Here is a 19,635-nt window from a genome sequence, read left to right as displayed (position 1 = left end):
ATTAGTTTACCTCATCACTATAAACAGTTACGTTAAAATCTTTTACAAAACCAGACTCTTCTACACAGTGAGTTTGGAAAAATTCTGTAATATAACTTTTATTACAATGCTCTTCAAAAGCCTCTTTTGATTCCCAAATTTCATTAAATACAATAGGAAAAGATTTACCCATTGCATTTGGATGTGAAATATGTTTTGTCACAATATATTGTATACAACCATCTTCTCTAGTTGTTTTAGGCTCTAAAGCTTGAAGTACTTCTATTAACTGCTTTTCTTTTCCTTGCTTTGCTTCAAAAGAAGCTATACAATATATTTTTTTTGACATTATCTTACCTGACCTTTTCCATAAATTTTGTATTTAAATGTAGTTAAATCATTTATTCCCATAGGACCACGTGAATGAAGTTTATTAGTTGATATTCCAACCTCAGCTCCTAATCCAAAAGCTCCACCGTCTGTAAATCTTGTACTTGCATTTGCATAAACACAAGCAGCATCTACTTGATCTAAGAATTTATTTACAACAGTATAGTTTTCACTTAATATTGATTCTGAATGTCCAGAGCCATATGTTGCAATGTGTTCAATTGCTTCATCAACATTTTTAACAACTTTTATATTTAAAATATTTGCTAAATATTCAGTACTATAATCTTCTTGTGTGGCAATTGTTACATCAATATATTTAGCTGTTTCATCACAACCTTTTAGTTGCGTTCCATGTTCCATAAACTCATCATATAATCCAGGAAGTAAATAAGCTGCAATATCTTCATGTACTAATAAAGTTTCCATAGAGTTACAAACTCCTGGTCTTTGACATTTTGCATTTATTGCAATATCAATGATTTTATTGTGTGCTGCATCTTTATCTACAAAAATATGACAAAGCCCTTTATCGTGCTTTATAACAGGAACAGAAGAGTTCTCACTTACATATCTAATTAAGGCTTCTCCACCACGAGGTACAATTAAATCAACATATTTATCTTGCTTTATTAATTTTGCAACGCCTTCTCTACTAGAATCTGGTAGTAATGAAATAGCTTGTGTTGGTAGTTTATTATCTTCTAATACTTGTTTTAAAACATTTGCAATTGCTTGATTAGAACGCTCAGCTTCTTTTCCACCTTTTAAAACACAAACATTACCACTTTTAAAACATAACGCTGCTGTATCACTTGTAACATTTGGACGGCTTTCGTAGATTATTCCAATAACACCAATTGGTACTGAAATTTTTTGTATATTTAAACCATCTTCTGTTATCCAGCCTTCTAGTGTTCTTCCAACTGGTTCTTTTTGATCTGCTATTTGTTTAATTGCTAAAGCCATAGCTTCAACTCTATCTTTTGTTAGTAATAATCTATCTAATAAGGCACTACTTAAATTATTTAAAGTTCCTTCACTCATATCTTTACTATTATGCTCTATTATATAATCACTATGAGCAACAAGTGCATTAGCCATCTGTCTTAGAACATTGTTTTTAGTATGAGCATCAAGGTTTGCAATAGTTCGGCTTGTTTTTTTAGCCTCTTCTAAAAATTTCTGCATAATATTTCCTATAATTTTTCTTTTTATTTTTGGTATTATAACAAATTATAGGATATGTTTGTATTTACTAACTAGAATGTTTTATAAAAGTTTATATTTTTTATTAGATAGGAGAGTTCCTATCCAATTTTTACTACGTATCTTCCTACTGCTTTTCCATCTAATAATAGTTCATAAGCATTTTTAATTTCTTCTAATGAAATCTCATTTGTTATATTATCTAAGTTATCGATTTTCCATTTACTTGCTATTTTTTTCCATGCTGCTTGTTTTTTCTCTAATTTACATTCAACAGAATCAATACCAATTAATCTAACACCTCTTAAGATAAATGGAAATACATTTGTATTTAATTCATGTGATGATGTAAGTCCACAACAAGTAGCAACACCATCATATTTTACATATTTTAGTGCATTTGCTAAAACTTCACCACCTACTGTATCAACTACACCAGCATATTTTTCACCCATCATTGGTTTTTTTGACTCTTCATTAAAAGTATCTCTTAATATTACTTCACTAGCACCTATTCTTTTTAAGTAATCAATTTTTTCTGCTTTTCCTGAGATTGCAACTACAGAAAAACCAATTTTACTTAAGATTGAAACAGCAATTGAACCAACACCACCAGTTGCTCCTGTTACTAAAACTTCACCATCTTCAGGTTTAACTCCATTTTCTATAAGTTCGTTTATACTTAAAGCCGCTGTTAATCCAGCTGTTCCAAAAGTCATAATTTCTTTATCACTTATTGCATCAGGCATTCTAGCTACCCATGAAGCTGGAACCTTTACAAATTGTGCATGACCACCATGAGTATTCATTCCCATATCATAACCAGTTACAAGTACTCTCTCACCTGCTTTAAATATTGTAGAGTTTGATTCATATATAACACCTGCTACATCAATTCCTGTAATATGTGGAAATTTTCTTGTAACTCCTGGGTTACCTACTGAACTTAATGCGTCTTTATAGTTTAATGATGAATAAGAAACTTTTATAATTACTTCATCATTTTCACATTTTGGCATTGATACTTCTTGTATGTCTGCTTTAAATTCTCTATCAGCTATTTTTTCTACTACAAATGCTTTCATATTTATTCCTTGTTTATTTTAATTTATTTACTTATGTTGAAACTTTAGCTAAAATATTTCAAAAGCACAAGAACTTACTTTTAAGAAATGTACTAACCAAAAAGATACTATGGAGTATTTATTATGACAAAAAAATTAGATATTAAAATTGACAAGTGTCCAGTTGAGACAGCAATTGATGCCCTTGCAGGAAAATGGAAGATATTAATTCTTTGGTATTTAAAAGATGAAAAAAAAAGATTTAATGAACTTCAAAAATTACTTCCAAGAACAACTCAAAAAATGTTAATACAAAAACTAAGAGAATTAGAAACAGATGGTTTAGTTCATAGAGAAGTTTATCCTGTTGTTCCTCCAAAAGTTGAGTATTCAATTACAGAATATGGGAAAAGTTTAAAACCAATTTTAAAACAACTTTATATATGGGGTGATGTACATAAAAAATTAATTAATTAGTAATTTATTTTTAAGTATTAATTAAAATTATATGTATTTAGAAAGCTTAATATATAATACTTTTAATGAGAAAAATCAGTAAGTTGTTATTTTTAAATACATACTAGAGTATGTATTAAAAATTGTATTCTATTATGAATTAAGTAAATCTTTTAAACTGTCTTTTGGATTCTTTCCATCAAGTACAAGTTTTACTTCATTTGCAATAGGAGTATAAATATTATACTCTTTTGAAAGTTTATATATTGCTTCTGATGTTTTAACACCTTCAGCAACTTCTCCTAGTTCTTCGAGTATTTCCTCAAGACTTTTATTCTGTGCAAGTCCTAGGCCAACTCTGTAGTTTCTACTCATGTTTGAGCTTGCTGTTAGAAATAAATCCCCTGCTCCACTTAATCCAATAAATGAAGATTTTTTAGCTCCAAAGTTTTTACCAAACCTTTGCATTTCAACTAATCCTCTTGATATTAAAGAAGCTTGTGCATTTTTTCCTAAGTGTAAACCTTCACAAATACCACTTGCAATTGCAAGAACATTTTTATATGCACCTGCAACTTCTGCACCTATTACATCAGCACTATAATAAGTCTTTATAAAATCAGGAAAAAAGGGTTTAAATTCTTGATATAATTTCTTAGATGTAGAGTTTAAAACTAAAGCACAAGGAAGTCCTTGTATTACTTCAGCTGCAAAAGAAGGTCCTGAAATAAAACCAATATTTTTTTCAGGAACATGCTCAGCATAAATTTCATTTAAAAATTCTCCTGTATTTGCTTCTATACCTTTTGATGCAACTAGGACTTTTTGATTCTTAAATACAAAATTTTCCTTTAACCATTGTTTTATTTGTTGAGCTGGTATTGCTATTATTAAATACTCACAATTTAAAGCTGTATTTAAATCTGTAAAGTTCTTTATATCTCTTGGTGTTCTTGATGTAATATATGTTTCTTGTTTAAAACTAAGTGCAAAATGAAGCGCTTGTCCCCATTTCCCTGCACCAATAACAGCTATTTTAGGTTTATTACTCATATTTGTAATCCTCCTGTTTTTTATATGTGGAATATAAATAGAATCAAGATGATTCTATTTATTGTTTTATGAAAGTCTTTGTTTTAGTAATTCGTTTACTTTAGCTGGATTTGCAGTACCTTTAGAAGCTTTCATAGTTTGACCTACAAAGAATCCAAATAGCTTATCTTTTCCAGCTTTATATTGTTCTACTTTATCTTCATTTGCTGCAATGATACTATCAATGATTTCTAAAATTGCACCATCATCTGATACTTGTTTAAGTCCTAGTTTTTCAATTACAGTATCAATTTCTTCATCTGGATTTTCAATTAAGAAATCAAGTACTTCTTTTGCTGCTTTTCCTGAAATTGTTCCATCTTCAATAGCTTTAATCATTGTTGCTAATTTTTTTGCACCAACTGGAGAGTTTTCAATTGAAACACCTTCTGTAAATCTTGATGGTAATTCAACTGTTAGCCATGTAGTTGCATTTTTACCACTAATTCCTTCTTTCATCATTTCATCAAAGAAGTTTGCAGTTTCAAGTGATGCTGTTATAACTGATGCATCGTATTCTTTTATTCCAAAATCTTTTACGAATCTTTCTTTCTTTTCATCTGGAAGCTCAGGAATTTGTGAATATTTATCAAACATTTCATCTGTAATAATTACAGGTAAAAGATCTGGATCTGGAAAGTATCTGTAATCAGCAGCATCTTCTTTACCTCTCATTGATCTAGTTTCACCAGTATCAGCATTAAATAGTCTTGTTTCTTGAACAATTTCAGTATCATGAATACCGTCTTCCCAAGCTTCAATATGTCTATTTACTTCATAATGAATTGCTTTTTCAATAAACTTAAATGAGTTCATATTTTTAATTTCACATCTAGTATTTAAGTTTGTATCGCCCTTTGGTCTAATAGAAACGTTTACATCACATCTAAAAGAACCTTCTTGCATATTAGCGTCACTTATTCCTAGGTATCTTACAATTGAATGAAGTTTTTTAAGGTATAAAATAGCCTCTTCAGCTGTTCTCATATCTGGTTCTGAAACAATTTCAAGTAGTGGAGTTCCTGCTCTATTTAAATCCACTAATGAACCATCAGCTGCATGCTTACTCTTACCTGCATCATTTTCTAAGTGAGCACGAGTAACTCCAATAGTTTTTTGACTTCCATCTGGGAAATCAATTACTAATTCACCTAATCCAACAACAGGAACTTCAAATTGAGAAATTTGATAACCATTTGGTAAATCTGGATAGAAATAGTTTTTTCTATTAAAAATCGACTTTCGATTAACTTGTGATTTTAAAGCAGTTCCAAGCATAATTGCTTTGTGTACTGCTTCTTTATTTAATACAGGAAGTGCACCTGGTAGTCCTAAACAAGTTGGACATACATTTGTATTTGGTTCTTCTCCAAAACTTGTTGCACAAGAACAAAATAGTTTAGAGTTAGTATTTAACTGTACGTGTACTTCTAAACCTAAAATTACTTCAAACATCTATTTCCTTTTTTATTATCTTAATATTTTTATATCAGCTGTTAATTTTTGTTTTTCAAAAAAATCTTTTAAATATTTTTTTTCTCTTAATGACATTACTTCATTAAATACTTTGTTTTTTACTACTTCAAAATCTAAGGTATCTGTACCTTCTTTTTTAATAATAAAAAGAGTGTTATACATTTTATTTGCAGTAAAAATTGGAGTAAAACTATTTTGTGCAGTATTATTTAAAAGATATTGCATTTGTGGATCTAATTGTTTTACTTCTAAAACTAAAGGATTTCTTTGTACATCATTTGGAACTAATAATGGGCTTTTAACAGTTGCAATTAATGATGCTTTTTTATTCGATAAATATTGTACTACTTCTACTGTTTTTGCTGTAGTATATTTATTTTGATTGTTTTCATAATATAGTTTAATATCTTCTTCTGAAGCAATCTTTAAATTACCTTGAACTAATTTCTTAATTAATTTTTGTCTAGTAACAATAGTTTTAGCTTCATCTTCAAATACTGAATAATCAGGGTATTTTTGTCTTACTATTGATTTGAATGCGAAAAGATCCATGTTATTTGAAGCTGCAAGTTTCTCAATATAAGTGTTTACGTCAAATATATCTGCTTGGATATTATATTTTTGAATTAACTGATCATATAATATTTTATCAACTAGTAAACTAACTGCTTGGTTTTTATCAACTTTTTTTGTAAGCATAGTTTTGTCAATATCATAAAGTGTTATTGGATCATCATTTACTGTTAGAGCAATTGCATTTACAACGCCTGCAAAACCAAGTGTTGAGCTTAGTAAAAATGCTATTATTAGTTTGTACATTATAATTCCTTATTTGTTAAAACAGATATTTTACCTAAATAATGGTAAATATCTGTTTTGGCTAAAAGAGAATTAAATATTTTTAGCTTTTGTACACTTGTTTATAAGATAGAATATCGAATTATAGTCTAGTCCAGAGTGTTCTGATAGACCTATTTCACATGTTTTTGAAGTTGAAAATGCATATTTTGCATTTTTAATACTTTTTGGTAAATCTCTTAATGCTGACTCATTTAATTCAGGATAATTAAACCCTCTATCTCCAGCAAATCCACAACATTTTACATCTGCAGGAATTATAACTTCTGTAGAACACATTTGTGCTAAAGTTTTAAATTTACCTTCTAATCCCATTTTAGCTGAACTACAAGTTGTATGAATTGTAATTGGCTCTGCAATTGGTGTAAAGTCTAAATCATTACTTAAAAAGTCAAGTGCAAATTCAATTGGTTCATAAAGTTTTAAATCACTTTTAAACTTTTCAATCATTGTTTTTGTACAAGGACTTGTATCACATAATACAGGATACTCACCATTATTTGTAGCTTTTACTAAGGCCTTTTCAAGTTGAGATGATTTTGTAGCTCCTGCTTCATTAAATCCTTTTGATGAAAATGGCATTCCACAACAAAGATTTGGTAAATTCTCAGGGAAAATAATTTGGTAACCAGCTTTTTGTAATAATTCAACAGTTACATCAAATAATTGTTTTTCTTCAACGCTTACATCACTTAATCCCATTGTTCTATTAATACAAGAAGGGAAATAAACTACTTTTTTAGAAGATACTTTTTGCTCAAAGTTTGTATTTATACTAATTGGTTTTGGTAAAGTTGCATTCCATTTAGCTATTTTTCCTTTTGAAAAATCTCTCATAGTTGCAGTTACTGTTTCCATACTAGCAGTTCCAAGTAATTTATGAACTGCATTTGCACTACCTAATCCAAACTTCATTCCCTTTAAAGTCATTGAGAAATTATTTGCAATAAAGTTAGCTGTTTTTTTAGCACGAGGACTTAATTGTTCTGCTCTTAAATGCTTAGTTAAACTTCCTGTATCAATATTTACAGGACAAGCAGATGAACAAAGTGAACATGTTGCACATGTTTCAATTCCATCATATTGGTATAAATCTCTGTACTCTTTTGCTTCTTCTTCCTTCCCAAGTCTTTCTAATCTTGAAATCTCTCTATTGATTACAATTCTTTGTCTTGGTGTTAAAGAAAGGTCATTTGATGGACATGAAGGTTCACAGAATCCACATTCAATACACTTATCAACTATTTCATTAGTTGCAGGCATTCCTTTTAAGTTTTTAAGATGCGCTTCAGCATCATCATTTATAATTACACCTGGATTTAATAAGCCTTTTGGATCAAATAAGCATTTGATTTTTTTCATCATTATATATGCGTCATTACCCCATTCAACTTCAATAAATGCAGCCATGTTTCTTCCAGTTCCATGTTCTGCTTTTAAGCTTCCTTGATATTTTACAGCAACAGAGTGAACAACATCATTCATAAAGGCATCATATCTTTTTATCTCTTTTTCATCTGCAAAATCTTGAGTGAATACAAAGTGGAAGTTTCCTTCAAGTGCATGTCCAAAGATTAAAGCTTCACTATATTCATGTTTTTTAAATAAATCTTGAAGTTCAAGTGTAGCTTCTGCTAAACACTCAATTGGATATGCAACATCTTCAATAATAACTGTAGTTCCTGTTTCTCTTACTGCTCCAACTGCTGGAAATAAACCTTTTCTAATTTTCCAATAAAGTGTATATTCTTCTACATCTTTTGTAAAATAAATATCTCTTACAACTTTAAAGTCTCCAAGTAGGTTTTGAATTTGTACAGTTTGAATATCAAGGTCTTCATCTGATTTTGCTCTAGTTTCAATTAATAATGCTGTTACATTTTCATCAAAATCTTTTATAAATTCAGGCATTGCTGGATCTTCTTCAATACTTCTTAGCCCTGCTCTATCCATTAGCTCAACTGCATCAACAGTAATACTTTTATCATCAAGTGCAAGTTTTAATTTTGTAACAGCAGAACATGCTTCTTTAATATCTTTAAAGTAAATAAGAGCAGATGCTTTATCTTTTAAATCTTCAACTGTATAGTAAGTAATTTCTTCAATAAATGCTAATGTTCCTTCAGAACCAATTATTAAATGCTCTAAAATTTCAAACTCATCATCAAAATCAATCAGTGCGTTTAACGAGTAACCACATGTATTTTTAATTTTGAATTTTCTTTCAATTTTTGCCCGTAATTCTTCATTGTTTTTAGTGTCTTGTGAAAATTGCTTTAAGTCTTTTAAAAACTCTCTATGAGTTACTCTAAAAGCATTTTTACTTGTCTCACATGATGTATCAAGTTTTGTACCATCTGCGAAAATTAACTTCATTGATTTTAACGTTTTATATGAGTTTTGTGAAATACCACAACACATACCAGATGCGTTGTTAGCTGCAATTCCACCAATCATTGCTGCATTAATAGATGCTGGATCTGGTCCAATTTTCTTTGAATATGGAGATAATAAGTTATTAACTTGTGCACCTGTAAGTGCTGGTTGTAATGAGATATAACTTTTATCATCTGAAATTTTAAAGTCTGTAAATTTTCTTGAAGTTACTATTAAAATAGAATCACTAATAGCTTGTCCTGAAAGTGAAGTTCCAGCTGCTCTAAATGTAATACTTAACTCTAATTCATTTGATAATTCAATGATATCTTGAACCTCTTTTGCATTATCAGTTTTAATTACTATTTTTGGAATTAATCTATAAAAAGAAGCATCTGTTCCATATGCTAATGTATGTAGCTTATCCGTAAAGATATTTGTTTTTTCAATCTTTTTTGAAATTTGATTATAAAAGTTTAAATATTTACCTTCTAACATGTTTTATCCTTTAGTTTTTAATTATATTTAGTTTTGATTAAAATTGTTTAAAAATAAAGTATTATTCTAGTCTTGGTACTGTATATATTCTTTGTTGTGGATCGTATATAAAAGCAAACATCCTATCTTTGCTTTTATATATGATGTTTGAAAGTAGTTTTTGAATTAATAAATTCATAGGCATATCTCCTATTATAAAAACAAAAGGTCTAGCCTTTTGTTTTTAATTTTTATCCAGCTGTACTTGGATTAATTCCGAAGAACTCTGGGTAGAAAGCAATTAACATTAATACTATAACTTGAATTATAATAAATGGTATTACTCCTTTATAAATCTGTATAGTTCTAACAGTTGCTGGAACTACTCCTTTTAAATAGAATAAGGAGAATCCAAACGGTGGCGTTAAGAACGATGTTTGTAAGTTCATAGCAATTAAAATAGCAAACCAAACAGGGTTAATATCTAAATTCATTGCAATTGGAACTAATATAGGAACAATAATATATGAAATCTCAACGAAGTCAATAAAGAATCCTAATACTAGAATAGCTAACATTGTAAAGATAATGAATCCCCATTTTTCATCACCAGGTAAGCTCATCATAAAGTGCTCAACAATTTCATCTCCACCTGTATATGTAAATACCATTGAGAATGCTGTTGCACCAATTAGAATACCAAATACCATTGAAGTAATTTTAACTGATTCTAAAGATGCTTCTTTTACCATTTGAAGTGAGAATGTTTTATAAACAAGTGCAAGACCAACTGCTCCTAAACATCCTACTGCTGATGATTCAGTTGGTGTTGCAACACCTGCAAAAATTGAACCAAGTACTAATAAAATTAGTGTTAAAGATGGAATAATATCAATTAAAGCTCTTATTACTTGTTTACTTTTAGACCCACGACTAGAATCTGCTGGAATTGCAGGAGCCATATCTTTATTTAAAAATGATACTACAACAATATATAAGATATATGCACCAACAAGTGCAAGTCCTGGACCAATTGCTGCTTTAAATAAATCTCCAACAGGAACTTGGAATACATCTCCTAAGATAATTAAAACAATTGAAGGAGGAATAATTTGTCCTAATGTCCCAGAAGCACAAATAGTACCACAAGCAAGAGGAGTATTATATTTATACTTCATCATTACAGGAAGTGAAATAACACCCATAGCAACAACAGAAGCACCAACAACACCAGTAGATGCTGCAAGTAATGCACCAACTAAAACAGTTGAAATAGCAACTCCACCTCTAATTTCTCCAAATAAGAATCCCATTGATTCTAAAAGTCTCTCAGCTAGACCAGTTTTTTGTAAAACAATACCCATAAAAATAAACATAGGAACTGCCATTAAAATTGTATTTTGCATAATTGACATAATTCTAAATGGCATAAAGTCAAACATTAATAGACCTTCTTCAAAACCGTCTATTAAAGCTACGTCTAAACCATCATCAAAACCAATTTCAAGAATACCAGCAATTATTCCAAATAATACAGAAACAGCTGCAAATGTAAATGCTACAGGGAAACCAAATAGTAGCATTATAAGTGCAGCAAAAAACATTATAATTCCTACCATTATTTATCTCCTTTGTGGTGTAAGTCATCATCTAATTTGTGAACTTCATCAACCATGTGTTCAATATCTCCATTTACCATATGAGGTGCAACTGGATGTAAACCTTTGTATACATTTAGATTTTTTATAAAAAATCCAATTGAAGTAATAATTAGTAAGAAAAATGATATTGGAATTAATGATTTAACTAACCATCTATTCGTAAGCCCACCTGGATCACCACTTTGCTCTCCTGATTGGTAAGCTTCAATAACATAATCAATTGAACCAAAACCAATTAATACTGAAATTGGTAATATGAATAATACAACACCAACCATGTTAATTATTGCTTTTTTCTTATCTTTTAATGTATCGTAGATTAAATCCACTCTTACATGACCATCTTCTTTTAGTGTATATGAAATACCTAAAAGTATAATTACTGAAAATAGATGCCATTCCATTTCTTGCATAGCAATACTTCCTGATCTAAAAAAGTATCTCATAACTACATCATAAAATACGTTTAGTATCATAAGTACCATTACTATTGCAGTAATATACCCTATAATATTGGCAAATTTATCAAAACCTTTTTCTAGTTTTAACAGCATAAAAATCCTTTTGAGTGTTCTTAATAAGTCGAATAAATATAAATATATTGTATATATTTATAACACTTATTCTTTTCTAAGATGAGTATTTTAACCCTCTTTTATGAGGGTTAAAATTTCGACAGCGTATTATATCTATTTTAAGTTGTCTTTTAAATATAAGTAATCAGACATTTTAGTCCATTCTCTAGCTTTCTTTTGGTAAGCAGCTTGTGAATCTAATACTTCTTTTAATAATGGTTGACCTTTAGTTTTTTCAACTAATAACTCAGCATTTGCTTTTTTCATAGCATCCATAACTTCTTTAGGGAAAGTTTTGATTTTAATATTTGGATAGTCTTTTTCAATTTTAGACCATGCTTCAGAACTCATGTGGTAGTTTTGAATATACATATCATATGCAGATAATTTCATTGCTGTTACTAAAATAGTTTGTAAATGTTTTGGTAACTTGTTGAATTTTCTTTCATTAACTAAAAATTGTAATTCAGTTGCTGGCTCATGCCATCCTGTATAGTAGTAAGGAGCAATTTTATTGAATCCCATTTTAATATCCATACCAGGTCCAACCCATTCAAGAGCGTCAATAGTACCTCTTTCTAGTGATGTATATAACTCACCAGATGCGATATTAGTAACTGTAAGACCTAATTTTGCCATGATTTCACCAGCAAATCCAGGAATTCTCATTTTAAGACCTTTTAAATCATCAACAGTCTTAATTTCTTTTCTGAACCATCCACCCATTTGGTTTCCAGTGTTTCCACCAGGGAATGATAATACTTTATGTTTTTTATAAGCTTTTTTCATTAAGTCCATACCACCACCGTGATAGAACCATGCATATTGCTCAGGTGTAGTCATACCAAATGGCATAGTTGTAAATGGTAAAGTATTAATATCTTTACCTTTCCAGTAATATGATGCAGAGTGACCCATATCATACTGACCACCTTTAACCATATCTAAAATTCCAAGTGCTGCTTTATGTTTATTTGAAGCGTCAACTCTAATTTTTAATTGTCCTTGAGACATTTCTTCAACCATTTTAGCCATATTAGTTGGTGTATCATAGAATGGGCTTAATGTAGATCCCCATGTAGTAGCAAGCTTCCACTTGTATACTTTATCTTTAGCAACTGCTGCTGTACTTAATCCCGCAACTAGTGCAGAAGTAAGAAGTAATTTAGTTGTAGTTTTTAACATGATCATTTTCTCCTTAGATTTGTTATGCGTAAAGTTTAACTACAAGAAATGAAAATGATATGATATTTTATGTGATAAATGTAAAATTTATGTAGAAATTAGCTAGTTTTGAAAATATATCCAGTATCTACTACTGTTTCAATATAATCATTAGAAAGAATTTTTCTTAATCTTCGAATTAAAGATCGTATAGATTCTAAAGATGCAAAACTTCCTTCCCAAACATAATTTTCAATTGCTTCGTAAGATAAAACTTGATTTCTTTTAGTTAAAAAGAGATTTAGAAGTAGCCTTTCTTTTTTTGTTAATCTTTGCTCTTTATCATTTATAAATATCAAAGATGATTTATAATCAAAATAACAATTCTCATCAAAATAGATTAAGTCATCTTGTATTTTACAAAACTTTTCTATTTTTATTTCAAGTTCATCTATAAAAAATGGTTTTTTTAAATAGTCATTACATCCAAAGTCATAAGATTGTTTGATATCATTAAGTTCAACACTAGCAGAAATTATAATTACAGGTATATCTTTGTAGAACTCTCTAATTTTCTTTAATATTTTAATCCCATCAATATTTGGAACATTTATATCTAAAATAAAGCAACTATATCCATCAGCTATTTTTTCTATTGCATCTGCTCCATCCACACAAGATTGAACTTTATAGCCTTTTAGTTTTAACCTTTTAGTAATAGTGTCATTTAACTTTTTATTATCTTCTAGTAGTAAGATTTTCATTTTAAACCTTTTTATGAGGTAGTCTAATTGTAAAAATTACATTATCATCTTCATTTCTAACTGTAATTGTTCCCCTCATTTTATCTTCAATAATTACTTTTGCCATATAAAGACCAAGGCCTGTTCCATCTGCTTTTGTAGTAAAGTATGGTTGAAAGATAGAGTGTATTATTGTTTCATCAATTTTACCTGCATCATCAATAATTTCTATGCTATTATAATTAATACATCTTTCAATATTAATTTGAATATTACCTTTTTTATTTTCATCTTGCTGCTTATCTATAATTTTATTTTTTGCATTATTTACAAGGTTTAGTAAAACTTGTTTAAACTCGTTCTCATAACCGTAGATTAAAAGTTCTTCATCTTTATTTTTATAATTAAAACTCATTTCTATATTAGAATAGAATATTTGTTTTCCAATAATTTCGTTTATTTCGTTTAAAGATTTAGAAATTGAGAAGAGTTTCTTTTTTGTTGAGGGTTTTAAGAAGTTTCTAAAATCATTTAAAGTTCTAGACATATATTTAATTTGAACCATTGAGTCTTTTACAAAATCATTTACTTCTATATCTTTTAATTCATTTAATAAATATGATGTTTGTATATCTTGAACTAATGCTGATAGCTCTACAAGTGGTTCATTCCATTGATGTGCAATTGCCGCAATCATATCACCCATTTCAGCTAATTTACTTTGTTGTATTAAGAACTGTTTTTGTTGAACACGTTCAGTTATATCATCCATAATACAAACTATTCCACCAACACTTTGATCTATGTTTTTATAAACAGCTTTATTCAAAATGATATGTTTCATTTGATTTGACGCTGTGTAAAATGTAAATTCTGAAGTAGAAGTTGAGAATGTATTTAACAACTCTTTATCAATTATTGTGTTTTTTGATGCAACTTCATTTGTAAAAAAATCAAAGGCAGTTTTACCTATGATTTGATCTCTATGTTCATTTACTAAGTTTGCAAAAGCTAAGTTACAACCTAAAAACTTTCCATGAATATTTTTATAATAAATTGGATTAGGAATAGTATCTAATAATACTTTATCAAATTCTAACCTATTAGATAGCGCTCTTTCTACTTTTAATCTTCTTTGAATATTAGCACGAAGAGTGACAACAATAATACTTAATACCAAAATAATCAAAATTGCTAAAATAAAAAACTGTGTAAATTTTTTATATTCTGAACTTGGCTGATTTGTTAATATATAATCATCTACATGTTTTGTTATATCTATATTAAACCTATTTAATTCATTATAATCAAACATATATTCGTTAGGTGATTTTTCTAAAATTGGTATTTGGGAAATCTTTTTTCCATTTAATATTTCAAGTGCCATTTTTGATACAGCTTCTCCTTGACCAATTGCAGAAGTTAAAAGTCCACCTACAATTCCATAATTCAAATAAAAATCCCAAAGACCATAAATTGGAACATGGCTGGCTTCTCTGATTTTGGTAAAGCTTTGTTTATATGTAAAATATTTACCTGTTGTATCTTTAAACAATAAAACAAATAAAACAGCAGTATCTTCCCCTAATTTTGAAACTTTTTTTGCAATTCCCTCGATTTCTAAATTATCAATATATTCAATTTCAAAATCTTTTTTGTATTTTTGAATAATAGGTCTTAAATCTCTTTTTACTGCATAACCTGTTTTAGAATTATCATTTATTATTACTAGTTTTTTTAAATTTGGGTGTAAGTCTTTTATTAACTCAAAGTTTTTTTCTAAGTCTACTTGCTCAACTACACCTGTCATATATTTTTTCATATAGTTTTGTTCTAAAAATGCTTTATCAAAATTGTTTATTCCACAAAAAAGAACAGGCAAGTTCTCAAAGAGATAAGTATGATAGTTAATTACAAAATCAAAAGCATTATTATCACTTGCAATTATTAAATCAAAGCTTCTTTTTTGAAATTGTTGTTTGTAAAGTTTTGCAAGTTGGTCTAAATATATTGGATCAGCAACTCTTTTTGTATCCATATATACAGTTGTAAGTTCTATATTTTCGTGCGATTTAAACTCTTTTTCAATGGTTTTAGAAATATCATCACTCCAAACATATCCTTTATGATATGAATGAAGTAATAAAACCTCTTTTGGTTCTTGTCCTAAAACAAATGTAATAAAAATTAAGCTAAATAGTATTATTTTTTTCATTTATACCTTCTATTTAGCTATTATATCAAGATTTTGTAAAAATTACATAACCAGATTTTGGACCATGAGCACCGATAACTAGTGACTGCTCTATATCTGCTGTTTTAGAAGGTCCTGAAATGAATACACCATAGCCAGTATTTTCAAAATTTATTTTTTCATATGCTTCATGCATATTTGAAACAATTTCTTTTTCATCTATTACAATTACAATATTTTGTGCAATAAAATATAAAGACCTATGTCTATTATCTTCATTTTTCATCCAAATAGCACCATTTTCAGCAACTGCAAAATTTCCTTTTACTACTGCTAAATCTATATTTTTTAAATTATGAGCATCATCTTCTTCATTTGCATTAAAATTGCTTAGAGTAAAACCATCAACATTTGAAGCAATTTGTTTTTCATCTTTATATAATTCTTTAATAGTTTTATCTAAATCTTTTTTATCAATTACTAAAGCTTTTCCTCCAACACTTTCAATCATTGTAGAAAATTTCTCATGTTTTTTTTCAAAAGTTATTCCAAAGTTTTCATAAGAAGGAAGTTCTACATCAACAGCTACATTATTCTTTTTAATGTTTTGTAGTATTTTTTCTTTACTAGTCATCTAAATCTCCTTGCTCAAACATTTCTTTAAAACTCTTTTCTGCCATTTTAGGCATATCTCTTTGTTTTCCCCATGCATTTGCTTTGTTGTAAACAATTGAATCAGGAAGTTTTGGAACAATTTTACGAGCCATTTTTCCTGCAAAATCAAATAACTTTGGTTTTGTCATAAGCCATGCTGTAATTTTCATAGCCATTTTTTTCTTAGGATCAATTAGTTTCATTTCACTTAAATCTTGACGTCTTGCATAAAGTTGTGAATCTAAATCAATTTTTACAGGACAAACATTTGTACATGAACCACATAAAGTACAAGCAAAAGGCAATGTGTTATGCTTTTCGGGCTCTTTAACTGCACCTAAAATAGAACCAATTGGTCCTGGAATTACATATTCATAAGAGTGACCACCTGATCTTCTGTATACTGGACATGTATTCATACATGCACCACATCTAATACAATTTAATGCTTTTTTATACTTTTCAGAAGATAAAAATTCACTTCTTTTATTATCAACAATAATAATATGCATTTCTCCACCTTCAATTGGCCCATGAAAATGTGAAGTATATGATGTAATTGGTTGACCTGTTGCACTTCTTGCTAGTAATCTTGTAAATACTGATAAGTCTTCAAGTCTTGGAATTACTTTTTCAATTCCCATTGAAGCAATATGAAGTTTTGGAACTGATGCACCCATATCAGCATTTCCTTCATTTGTACATACAACAACTCCACCTGTTTGTGCAATTGCAAAGTTTACACCTGTCATTCCAGCTTCTGCGTTCAAGAAATCTTCTCTTAATGAAGCTCTTGCTGCTCTTGTTAAATATGTAGGATCATCATTTCCTTTTTCTGTTCCTAAATGTTCAACAAAAGTATCAGATACATCCATCTTTTTTAAGTGAATTGCTGGCAGTACAATATGTGAAGGAGGTTCGTTTCTTAATTGAACAATTCTCTCTCCTAGGTCGGTATCAATAACTTCTATACCACGCTCTTCTAAAAAAGGATTTAAATGACACTCTTCTGTTAACATCGATTTTGATTTAACAAGTTTTTTTACATTTTTTTCATTTAGAAGTTTATATGCAATTTCATTATGCTCTTTTGCATCTGCTGCAAAGTGAACTTTGATGCCTTTTGCATTAGCATTTTTTTCAAATTCTAAAAGATAAGTATCTAAATTTGCCATTGTATGAGATTTGATTCTACTTGCAAACTCACGTAAATTTTCCCATTCAGGAATAGTTTTTGTTGCTATATCTCTTTTTTCTCTTACAAACCATAAAGCTTGGTCATGCCAATGCATTCTTTCATCATTTGCAACAAACTCTTTTGCATTTTGTGGATGATTAGTACTCATAGTTCTTCTCCTAGTAAGATTTGAACAATATGTTTTACTTTTATTGGATGGTTATTTCTATTTATGATTCCATCCATGTGCATTAAACAGGACATATCAGCACCTGTCATTACTTGAGCATTTGAGTCTAAGTGATCTTTAATTCTATCTTTCCCCATAGCAATTGATAAATCTTCTTCTTGCACAGAGAATGTTCCACCAAAACCACAGCATTCATCTTCTCTTTTTAATGTAACAAGTTCAATTCCTTCAACTTTTTGAAGTAAGTTTTTTAGCTTAGAATTATATGGAATATTTAATTCACTTGCAGTTGCTAATTTTAAAACTCTATGTCCATGACAAGAGTTATGAAGACCAACTTTATAAGGAAAACTTGTGTTAAAGTTTAGGTTTTCTAACTTAACTACGTCATGTAAAAATTCACATACTTCATAAATTGAAGCTTTAACTTTATTATAATCTTCATCATTATTGAAAAAAGGTGCATAATGTTCTTTAACCATTGAAACACATGAACCACTAGGTGCTACAATATAGTCATAATCTTTAAATGTTTTAACAAATTGCTTTGCTAAAGTTTCAACGTCTTTAGAACAGCCTGAGTTTGCCATAGGTTGTCCACAGCATGTCTGGTTTAGTGGATAATCTATATCCAAGCCTTGTTGTTTTAATATCTTATAAGTAGATTTACAAATATCTGGATATAGTTCGTTCATAAAACAGGGAATAAATAGACCTATTTTCATATAAACTCCTTTTAAATTATCTTGTAATTCTATATTTAATATATGAAATTGGTATGATATTTTATTTTTTTAAATAAATGGAAATGTCGTTTTCTAAATAATCATCTTTTATTTTTATTTGTGAGCAGATGCTTTTACAAAATTTTAGCACCGTATTTATAGAAATATCACTTAATGGATCATCTTTTAAGAAATTAAAAACAAAACCTTTTTTTGAAGCTTTATATGAACGTTTTATAAAAGTTAAAACTTCATCTTCATTTAGAGTATTCATAGCTCCACTACAGATGTAATAATCAGCACTAGGGAGCTTATCTTCAAGTATATTTTTTAAAACGAATTTTGTATTTAAAAATCTTTTTGATGCCGCGTTTATCATTTCTTCTTCGCAATCAATACCAATATACTTTTCTGGTTTAAAATCATTATCAAATAAATAGTTGTAATATTCACCAAAGCCACAACCTGCATCAACAATTACACATTCTTTTACTTCGTCTTGAATAAATTGTGTTAATACTTTAAAACGTATATACTGTGACTCTTCGCAGCTCCAGTGAACTCCTCTAGCACTAATCCCATATTTTTTTATGACTCTTTTATAAAATTGAGTATTATTTTTATATCCAATATTTGCCATGATTTAGCAGTTATCTATTTGTTCAATTATTACATTGTTATCTTTAATAAATTTAGAGATAAGTTCTGAGTTTGTATGTTCATAGGCTTTATCGTAAACAATTCTTTTTATTCCACTTGCTATTAAATTTTTTGAACATTCACTACAAGGTTCTAGAGTTACATAAATTGTTGCATCTTCTATACTAATTCCTTTTCTTGCTGCCCAAATTATTGCATTCATTTCAGCATGAATTTCGTAAGTTTTAGACCAGTCATGATGGTCTTTTGTATATTCTCCATTCCAATGGTCACTACAATTTGTATATCCAGCAGGAGTTCCATTATAACCCGTTGAGAGTATTCTTCCATCTTTTACAATTACAGCGCCTACTTGTTTTGATACACATTTTGAAGCACTTGCTATTTCTTTTGCAATATTTATAAATGTTTGGTCTTTTAACATTTTTGTACCTTGTGGTTATTTATAGAAGTATAGCAAATAAAAGAATAAAAATCATTGCTATAAACTTAAATTATGCTTATTTGTTTTAACA

The 19,635-nt window shown here is 29.0% G+C and carries 18 protein-coding genes; 1 reads left to right on the top strand and 17 read right to left on the bottom strand.

Annotated features, from left to right (window positions below; translation table 11 throughout):
• Window position 1: 1 nt before the first annotated feature.
• The 3 genes from D3Z07_RS09760 to D3Z07_RS09750 all read right to left on the bottom strand — a co-directional run bounded on the left by D3Z07_RS09760 (window position 2) and on the right by D3Z07_RS09750 (window position 2,663).
• The gene (locus tag D3Z07_RS09760; protein ID WP_076082758.1) at window positions 2-328 is read right to left on the bottom strand and encodes a putative quinol monooxygenase; all 327 of its coding nucleotides are present in this window, start codon (window positions 326-328) and stop codon (window positions 2-4) included.
• On the bottom strand, window positions 328-1,560 hold the full coding sequence (locus D3Z07_RS09755; protein ID WP_122893764.1) for a glutamate-5-semialdehyde dehydrogenase: 1,233 nt from the start codon (window positions 1,558-1,560) through the stop codon (window positions 328-330). The genes D3Z07_RS09760 and D3Z07_RS09755 overlap by 1 nt, the downstream gene beginning before the upstream one ends.
• Before the next feature lie 119 nt (window positions 1,561-1,679).
• Window positions 1,680-2,663 carry a YhdH/YhfP family quinone oxidoreductase gene (locus D3Z07_RS09750; protein ID WP_122893763.1) on the bottom strand — a complete coding sequence of 328 codons (984 nt, stop codon included), beginning with the start codon at window positions 2,661-2,663 and terminating at the stop codon, window positions 1,680-1,682.
• Window positions 2,664-2,786: 123 nt separating this feature from the next.
• Between D3Z07_RS09750 and D3Z07_RS09745 the strand changes: the two genes are divergently transcribed.
• Complete coding sequence (locus tag D3Z07_RS09745) at window positions 2,787-3,119, top strand: winged helix-turn-helix transcriptional regulator (protein ID WP_076082767.1); 333 nt, start codon at window positions 2,787-2,789, stop codon at window positions 3,117-3,119.
• Between the two features lie 132 nt (window positions 3,120-3,251).
• Here the strand turns inward: D3Z07_RS09745 and D3Z07_RS09740 are convergent, their stop codons facing one another.
• The 14 genes from D3Z07_RS09740 to D3Z07_RS09675 all read right to left on the bottom strand — a co-directional run bounded on the left by D3Z07_RS09740 (window position 3,252) and on the right by D3Z07_RS09675 (window position 19,544).
• The gene (locus D3Z07_RS09740) at window positions 3,252-4,151 is read right to left on the bottom strand and encodes an NAD(P)H-dependent glycerol-3-phosphate dehydrogenase (protein ID WP_076082770.1); all 900 of its coding nucleotides are present in this window, start codon (window positions 4,149-4,151) and stop codon (window positions 3,252-3,254) included.
• Window positions 4,152-4,217: 66 nt separating this feature from the next.
• A complete protein-coding gene (gene gatB / locus D3Z07_RS09735) occupies window positions 4,218-5,645 on the bottom strand; it encodes an Asp-tRNA(Asn)/Glu-tRNA(Gln) amidotransferase subunit GatB (RefSeq protein WP_076082774.1) in 1,428 nt (475 codons plus the stop codon).
• 15 nt (window positions 5,646-5,660) lie between these two features.
• Window positions 5,661-6,485, bottom strand: coding sequence for a peptidyl-prolyl cis-trans isomerase (locus D3Z07_RS09730; RefSeq protein ID WP_122893762.1), 825 nt, complete (start codon window positions 6,483-6,485; stop codon window positions 5,661-5,663).
• 72 nt (window positions 6,486-6,557) lie between these two features.
• Window positions 6,558-9,398, bottom strand: coding sequence for an FAD-binding and (Fe-S)-binding domain-containing protein (locus D3Z07_RS09725; protein WP_122893761.1), 2,841 nt, complete (start codon window positions 9,396-9,398; stop codon window positions 6,558-6,560).
• A gap of 230 nt (window positions 9,399-9,628) precedes the next feature.
• A complete protein-coding gene (locus D3Z07_RS09720; protein ID WP_122893760.1) occupies window positions 9,629-10,996 on the bottom strand; it encodes a TRAP transporter large permease in 1,368 nt (455 codons plus the stop codon).
• Window positions 10,996-11,592, bottom strand: a complete 597-nt coding sequence (locus D3Z07_RS09715; protein WP_076082785.1) for a TRAP transporter small permease subunit — start codon at window positions 11,590-11,592, stop codon at window positions 10,996-10,998. The genes D3Z07_RS09720 and D3Z07_RS09715 overlap by 1 nt, the downstream gene beginning before the upstream one ends.
• Window positions 11,593-11,727: 135 nt before the next feature.
• Window positions 11,728-12,798, bottom strand: a complete 1,071-nt coding sequence (locus D3Z07_RS09710; protein WP_197682248.1) for a TRAP transporter substrate-binding protein — start codon at window positions 12,796-12,798, stop codon at window positions 11,728-11,730.
• Between the two features lie 98 nt (window positions 12,799-12,896).
• The gene (locus D3Z07_RS09705; protein WP_076082790.1) at window positions 12,897-13,541 is read right to left on the bottom strand and encodes a response regulator transcription factor; all 645 of its coding nucleotides are present in this window, start codon (window positions 13,539-13,541) and stop codon (window positions 12,897-12,899) included.
• A 1-nt stretch (window position 13,542) separates the two neighbouring features.
• Window positions 13,543-15,735: a sensor histidine kinase gene (locus tag D3Z07_RS09700; RefSeq protein WP_122893759.1), complete on the bottom strand. Its 2,193-nt coding sequence runs from the start codon at window positions 15,733-15,735 to the stop codon at window positions 13,543-13,545.
• Window positions 15,736-15,760: 25 nt separating this feature from the next.
• Window positions 15,761-16,348, bottom strand: coding sequence for a LutC/YkgG family protein (locus tag D3Z07_RS09695; RefSeq protein ID WP_076082796.1), 588 nt, complete (start codon window positions 16,346-16,348; stop codon window positions 15,761-15,763).
• Window positions 16,341-17,714 carry a lactate utilization protein B gene (locus D3Z07_RS09690; protein ID WP_076082798.1) on the bottom strand — a complete coding sequence of 458 codons (1,374 nt, stop codon included), beginning with the start codon at window positions 17,712-17,714 and terminating at the stop codon, window positions 16,341-16,343. The genes D3Z07_RS09695 and D3Z07_RS09690 overlap by 8 nt, the downstream gene beginning before the upstream one ends.
• The gene (locus D3Z07_RS09685; RefSeq protein WP_076082801.1) at window positions 17,711-18,460 is read right to left on the bottom strand and encodes a (Fe-S)-binding protein; all 750 of its coding nucleotides are present in this window, start codon (window positions 18,458-18,460) and stop codon (window positions 17,711-17,713) included. The genes D3Z07_RS09690 and D3Z07_RS09685 overlap by 4 nt, the downstream gene beginning before the upstream one ends.
• A gap of 61 nt (window positions 18,461-18,521) precedes the next feature.
• A complete protein-coding gene (locus D3Z07_RS09680) occupies window positions 18,522-19,100 on the bottom strand; it encodes a class I SAM-dependent methyltransferase (protein ID WP_076082804.1) in 579 nt (192 codons plus the stop codon).
• Between the two features lie 3 nt (window positions 19,101-19,103).
• Window positions 19,104-19,544 carry a deoxycytidylate deaminase gene (locus D3Z07_RS09675; protein ID WP_076082806.1) on the bottom strand — a complete coding sequence of 147 codons (441 nt, stop codon included), beginning with the start codon at window positions 19,542-19,544 and terminating at the stop codon, window positions 19,104-19,106.
• Window positions 19,545-19,635: the final 91 nt, after the last annotated feature.

Origin of the sequence: Arcobacter peruensis (genome assembly GCF_003711085.1) — a bacterium.
GTDB classification, from domain to species: Bacteria; Campylobacterota; Campylobacteria; order Campylobacterales; family Arcobacteraceae; genus Poseidonibacter; species Poseidonibacter parvus.
This window is presented reverse-complemented; position numbering and strand designations above follow the sequence as displayed.

Coding starts and splice junctions, on each gene's coding strand:
- D3Z07_RS09755 (WP_122893764.1), bottom strand. CDS start 1,560: ATGCAGAAATTTTTAGAAGAGGCTAAAAAAACAAGCCGAACTATTGCA.
- D3Z07_RS09750 (WP_122893763.1), bottom strand. CDS start 2,663: ATGAAAGCATTTGTAGTAGAAAAAATAGCTGATAGAGAATTTAAAGCA.
- D3Z07_RS09705 (WP_076082790.1), bottom strand. CDS start 13,541: ATGAAAATCTTACTACTAGAAGATAATAAAAAGTTAAATGACACTATT.
- D3Z07_RS09685 (WP_076082801.1), bottom strand. CDS start 18,460: ATGAAAATAGGTCTATTTATTCCCTGTTTTATGAACGAACTATATCCA.
- D3Z07_RS09760 (WP_076082758.1), bottom strand. CDS start 328: ATGTCAAAAAAAATATATTGTATAGCTTCTTTTGAAGCAAAGCAAGGA.
- D3Z07_RS09715 (WP_076082785.1), bottom strand. CDS start 11,592: ATGCTGTTAAAACTAGAAAAAGGTTTTGATAAATTTGCCAATATTATA.
- gatB (WP_076082774.1), bottom strand. CDS start 5,645: ATGTTTGAAGTAATTTTAGGTTTAGAAGTACACGTACAGTTAAATACT.
- D3Z07_RS09720 (WP_122893760.1), bottom strand. CDS start 10,996: ATGGTAGGAATTATAATGTTTTTTGCTGCACTTATAATGCTACTATTT.
- D3Z07_RS09690 (WP_076082798.1), bottom strand. CDS start 17,714: ATGAGTACTAATCATCCACAAAATGCAAAAGAGTTTGTTGCAAATGAT.
- D3Z07_RS09740 (WP_076082770.1), bottom strand. CDS start 4,151: ATGAGTAATAAACCTAAAATAGCTGTTATTGGTGCAGGGAAATGGGGA.
- D3Z07_RS09695 (WP_076082796.1), bottom strand. CDS start 16,348: ATGACTAGTAAAGAAAAAATACTACAAAACATTAAAAAGAATAATGTA.
- D3Z07_RS09680 (WP_076082804.1), bottom strand. CDS start 19,100: ATGGCAAATATTGGATATAAAAATAATACTCAATTTTATAAAAGAGTC.
- D3Z07_RS09725 (WP_122893761.1), bottom strand. CDS start 9,398: ATGTTAGAAGGTAAATATTTAAACTTTTATAATCAAATTTCAAAAAAG.
- D3Z07_RS09730 (WP_122893762.1), bottom strand. CDS start 6,485: ATGTACAAACTAATAATAGCATTTTTACTAAGCTCAACACTTGGTTTT.
- D3Z07_RS09710 (WP_197682248.1), bottom strand. CDS start 12,798: ATGTTAAAAACTACAACTAAATTACTTCTTACTTCTGCACTAGTTGCG.
- D3Z07_RS09745 (WP_076082767.1), top strand. CDS start 2,787: ATGACAAAAAAATTAGATATTAAAATTGACAAGTGTCCAGTTGAGACA.
- D3Z07_RS09675 (WP_076082806.1), bottom strand. CDS start 19,544: ATGTTAAAAGACCAAACATTTATAAATATTGCAAAAGAAATAGCAAGT.
- D3Z07_RS09700 (WP_122893759.1), bottom strand. CDS start 15,735: ATGAAAAAAATAATACTATTTAGCTTAATTTTTATTACATTTGTTTTA.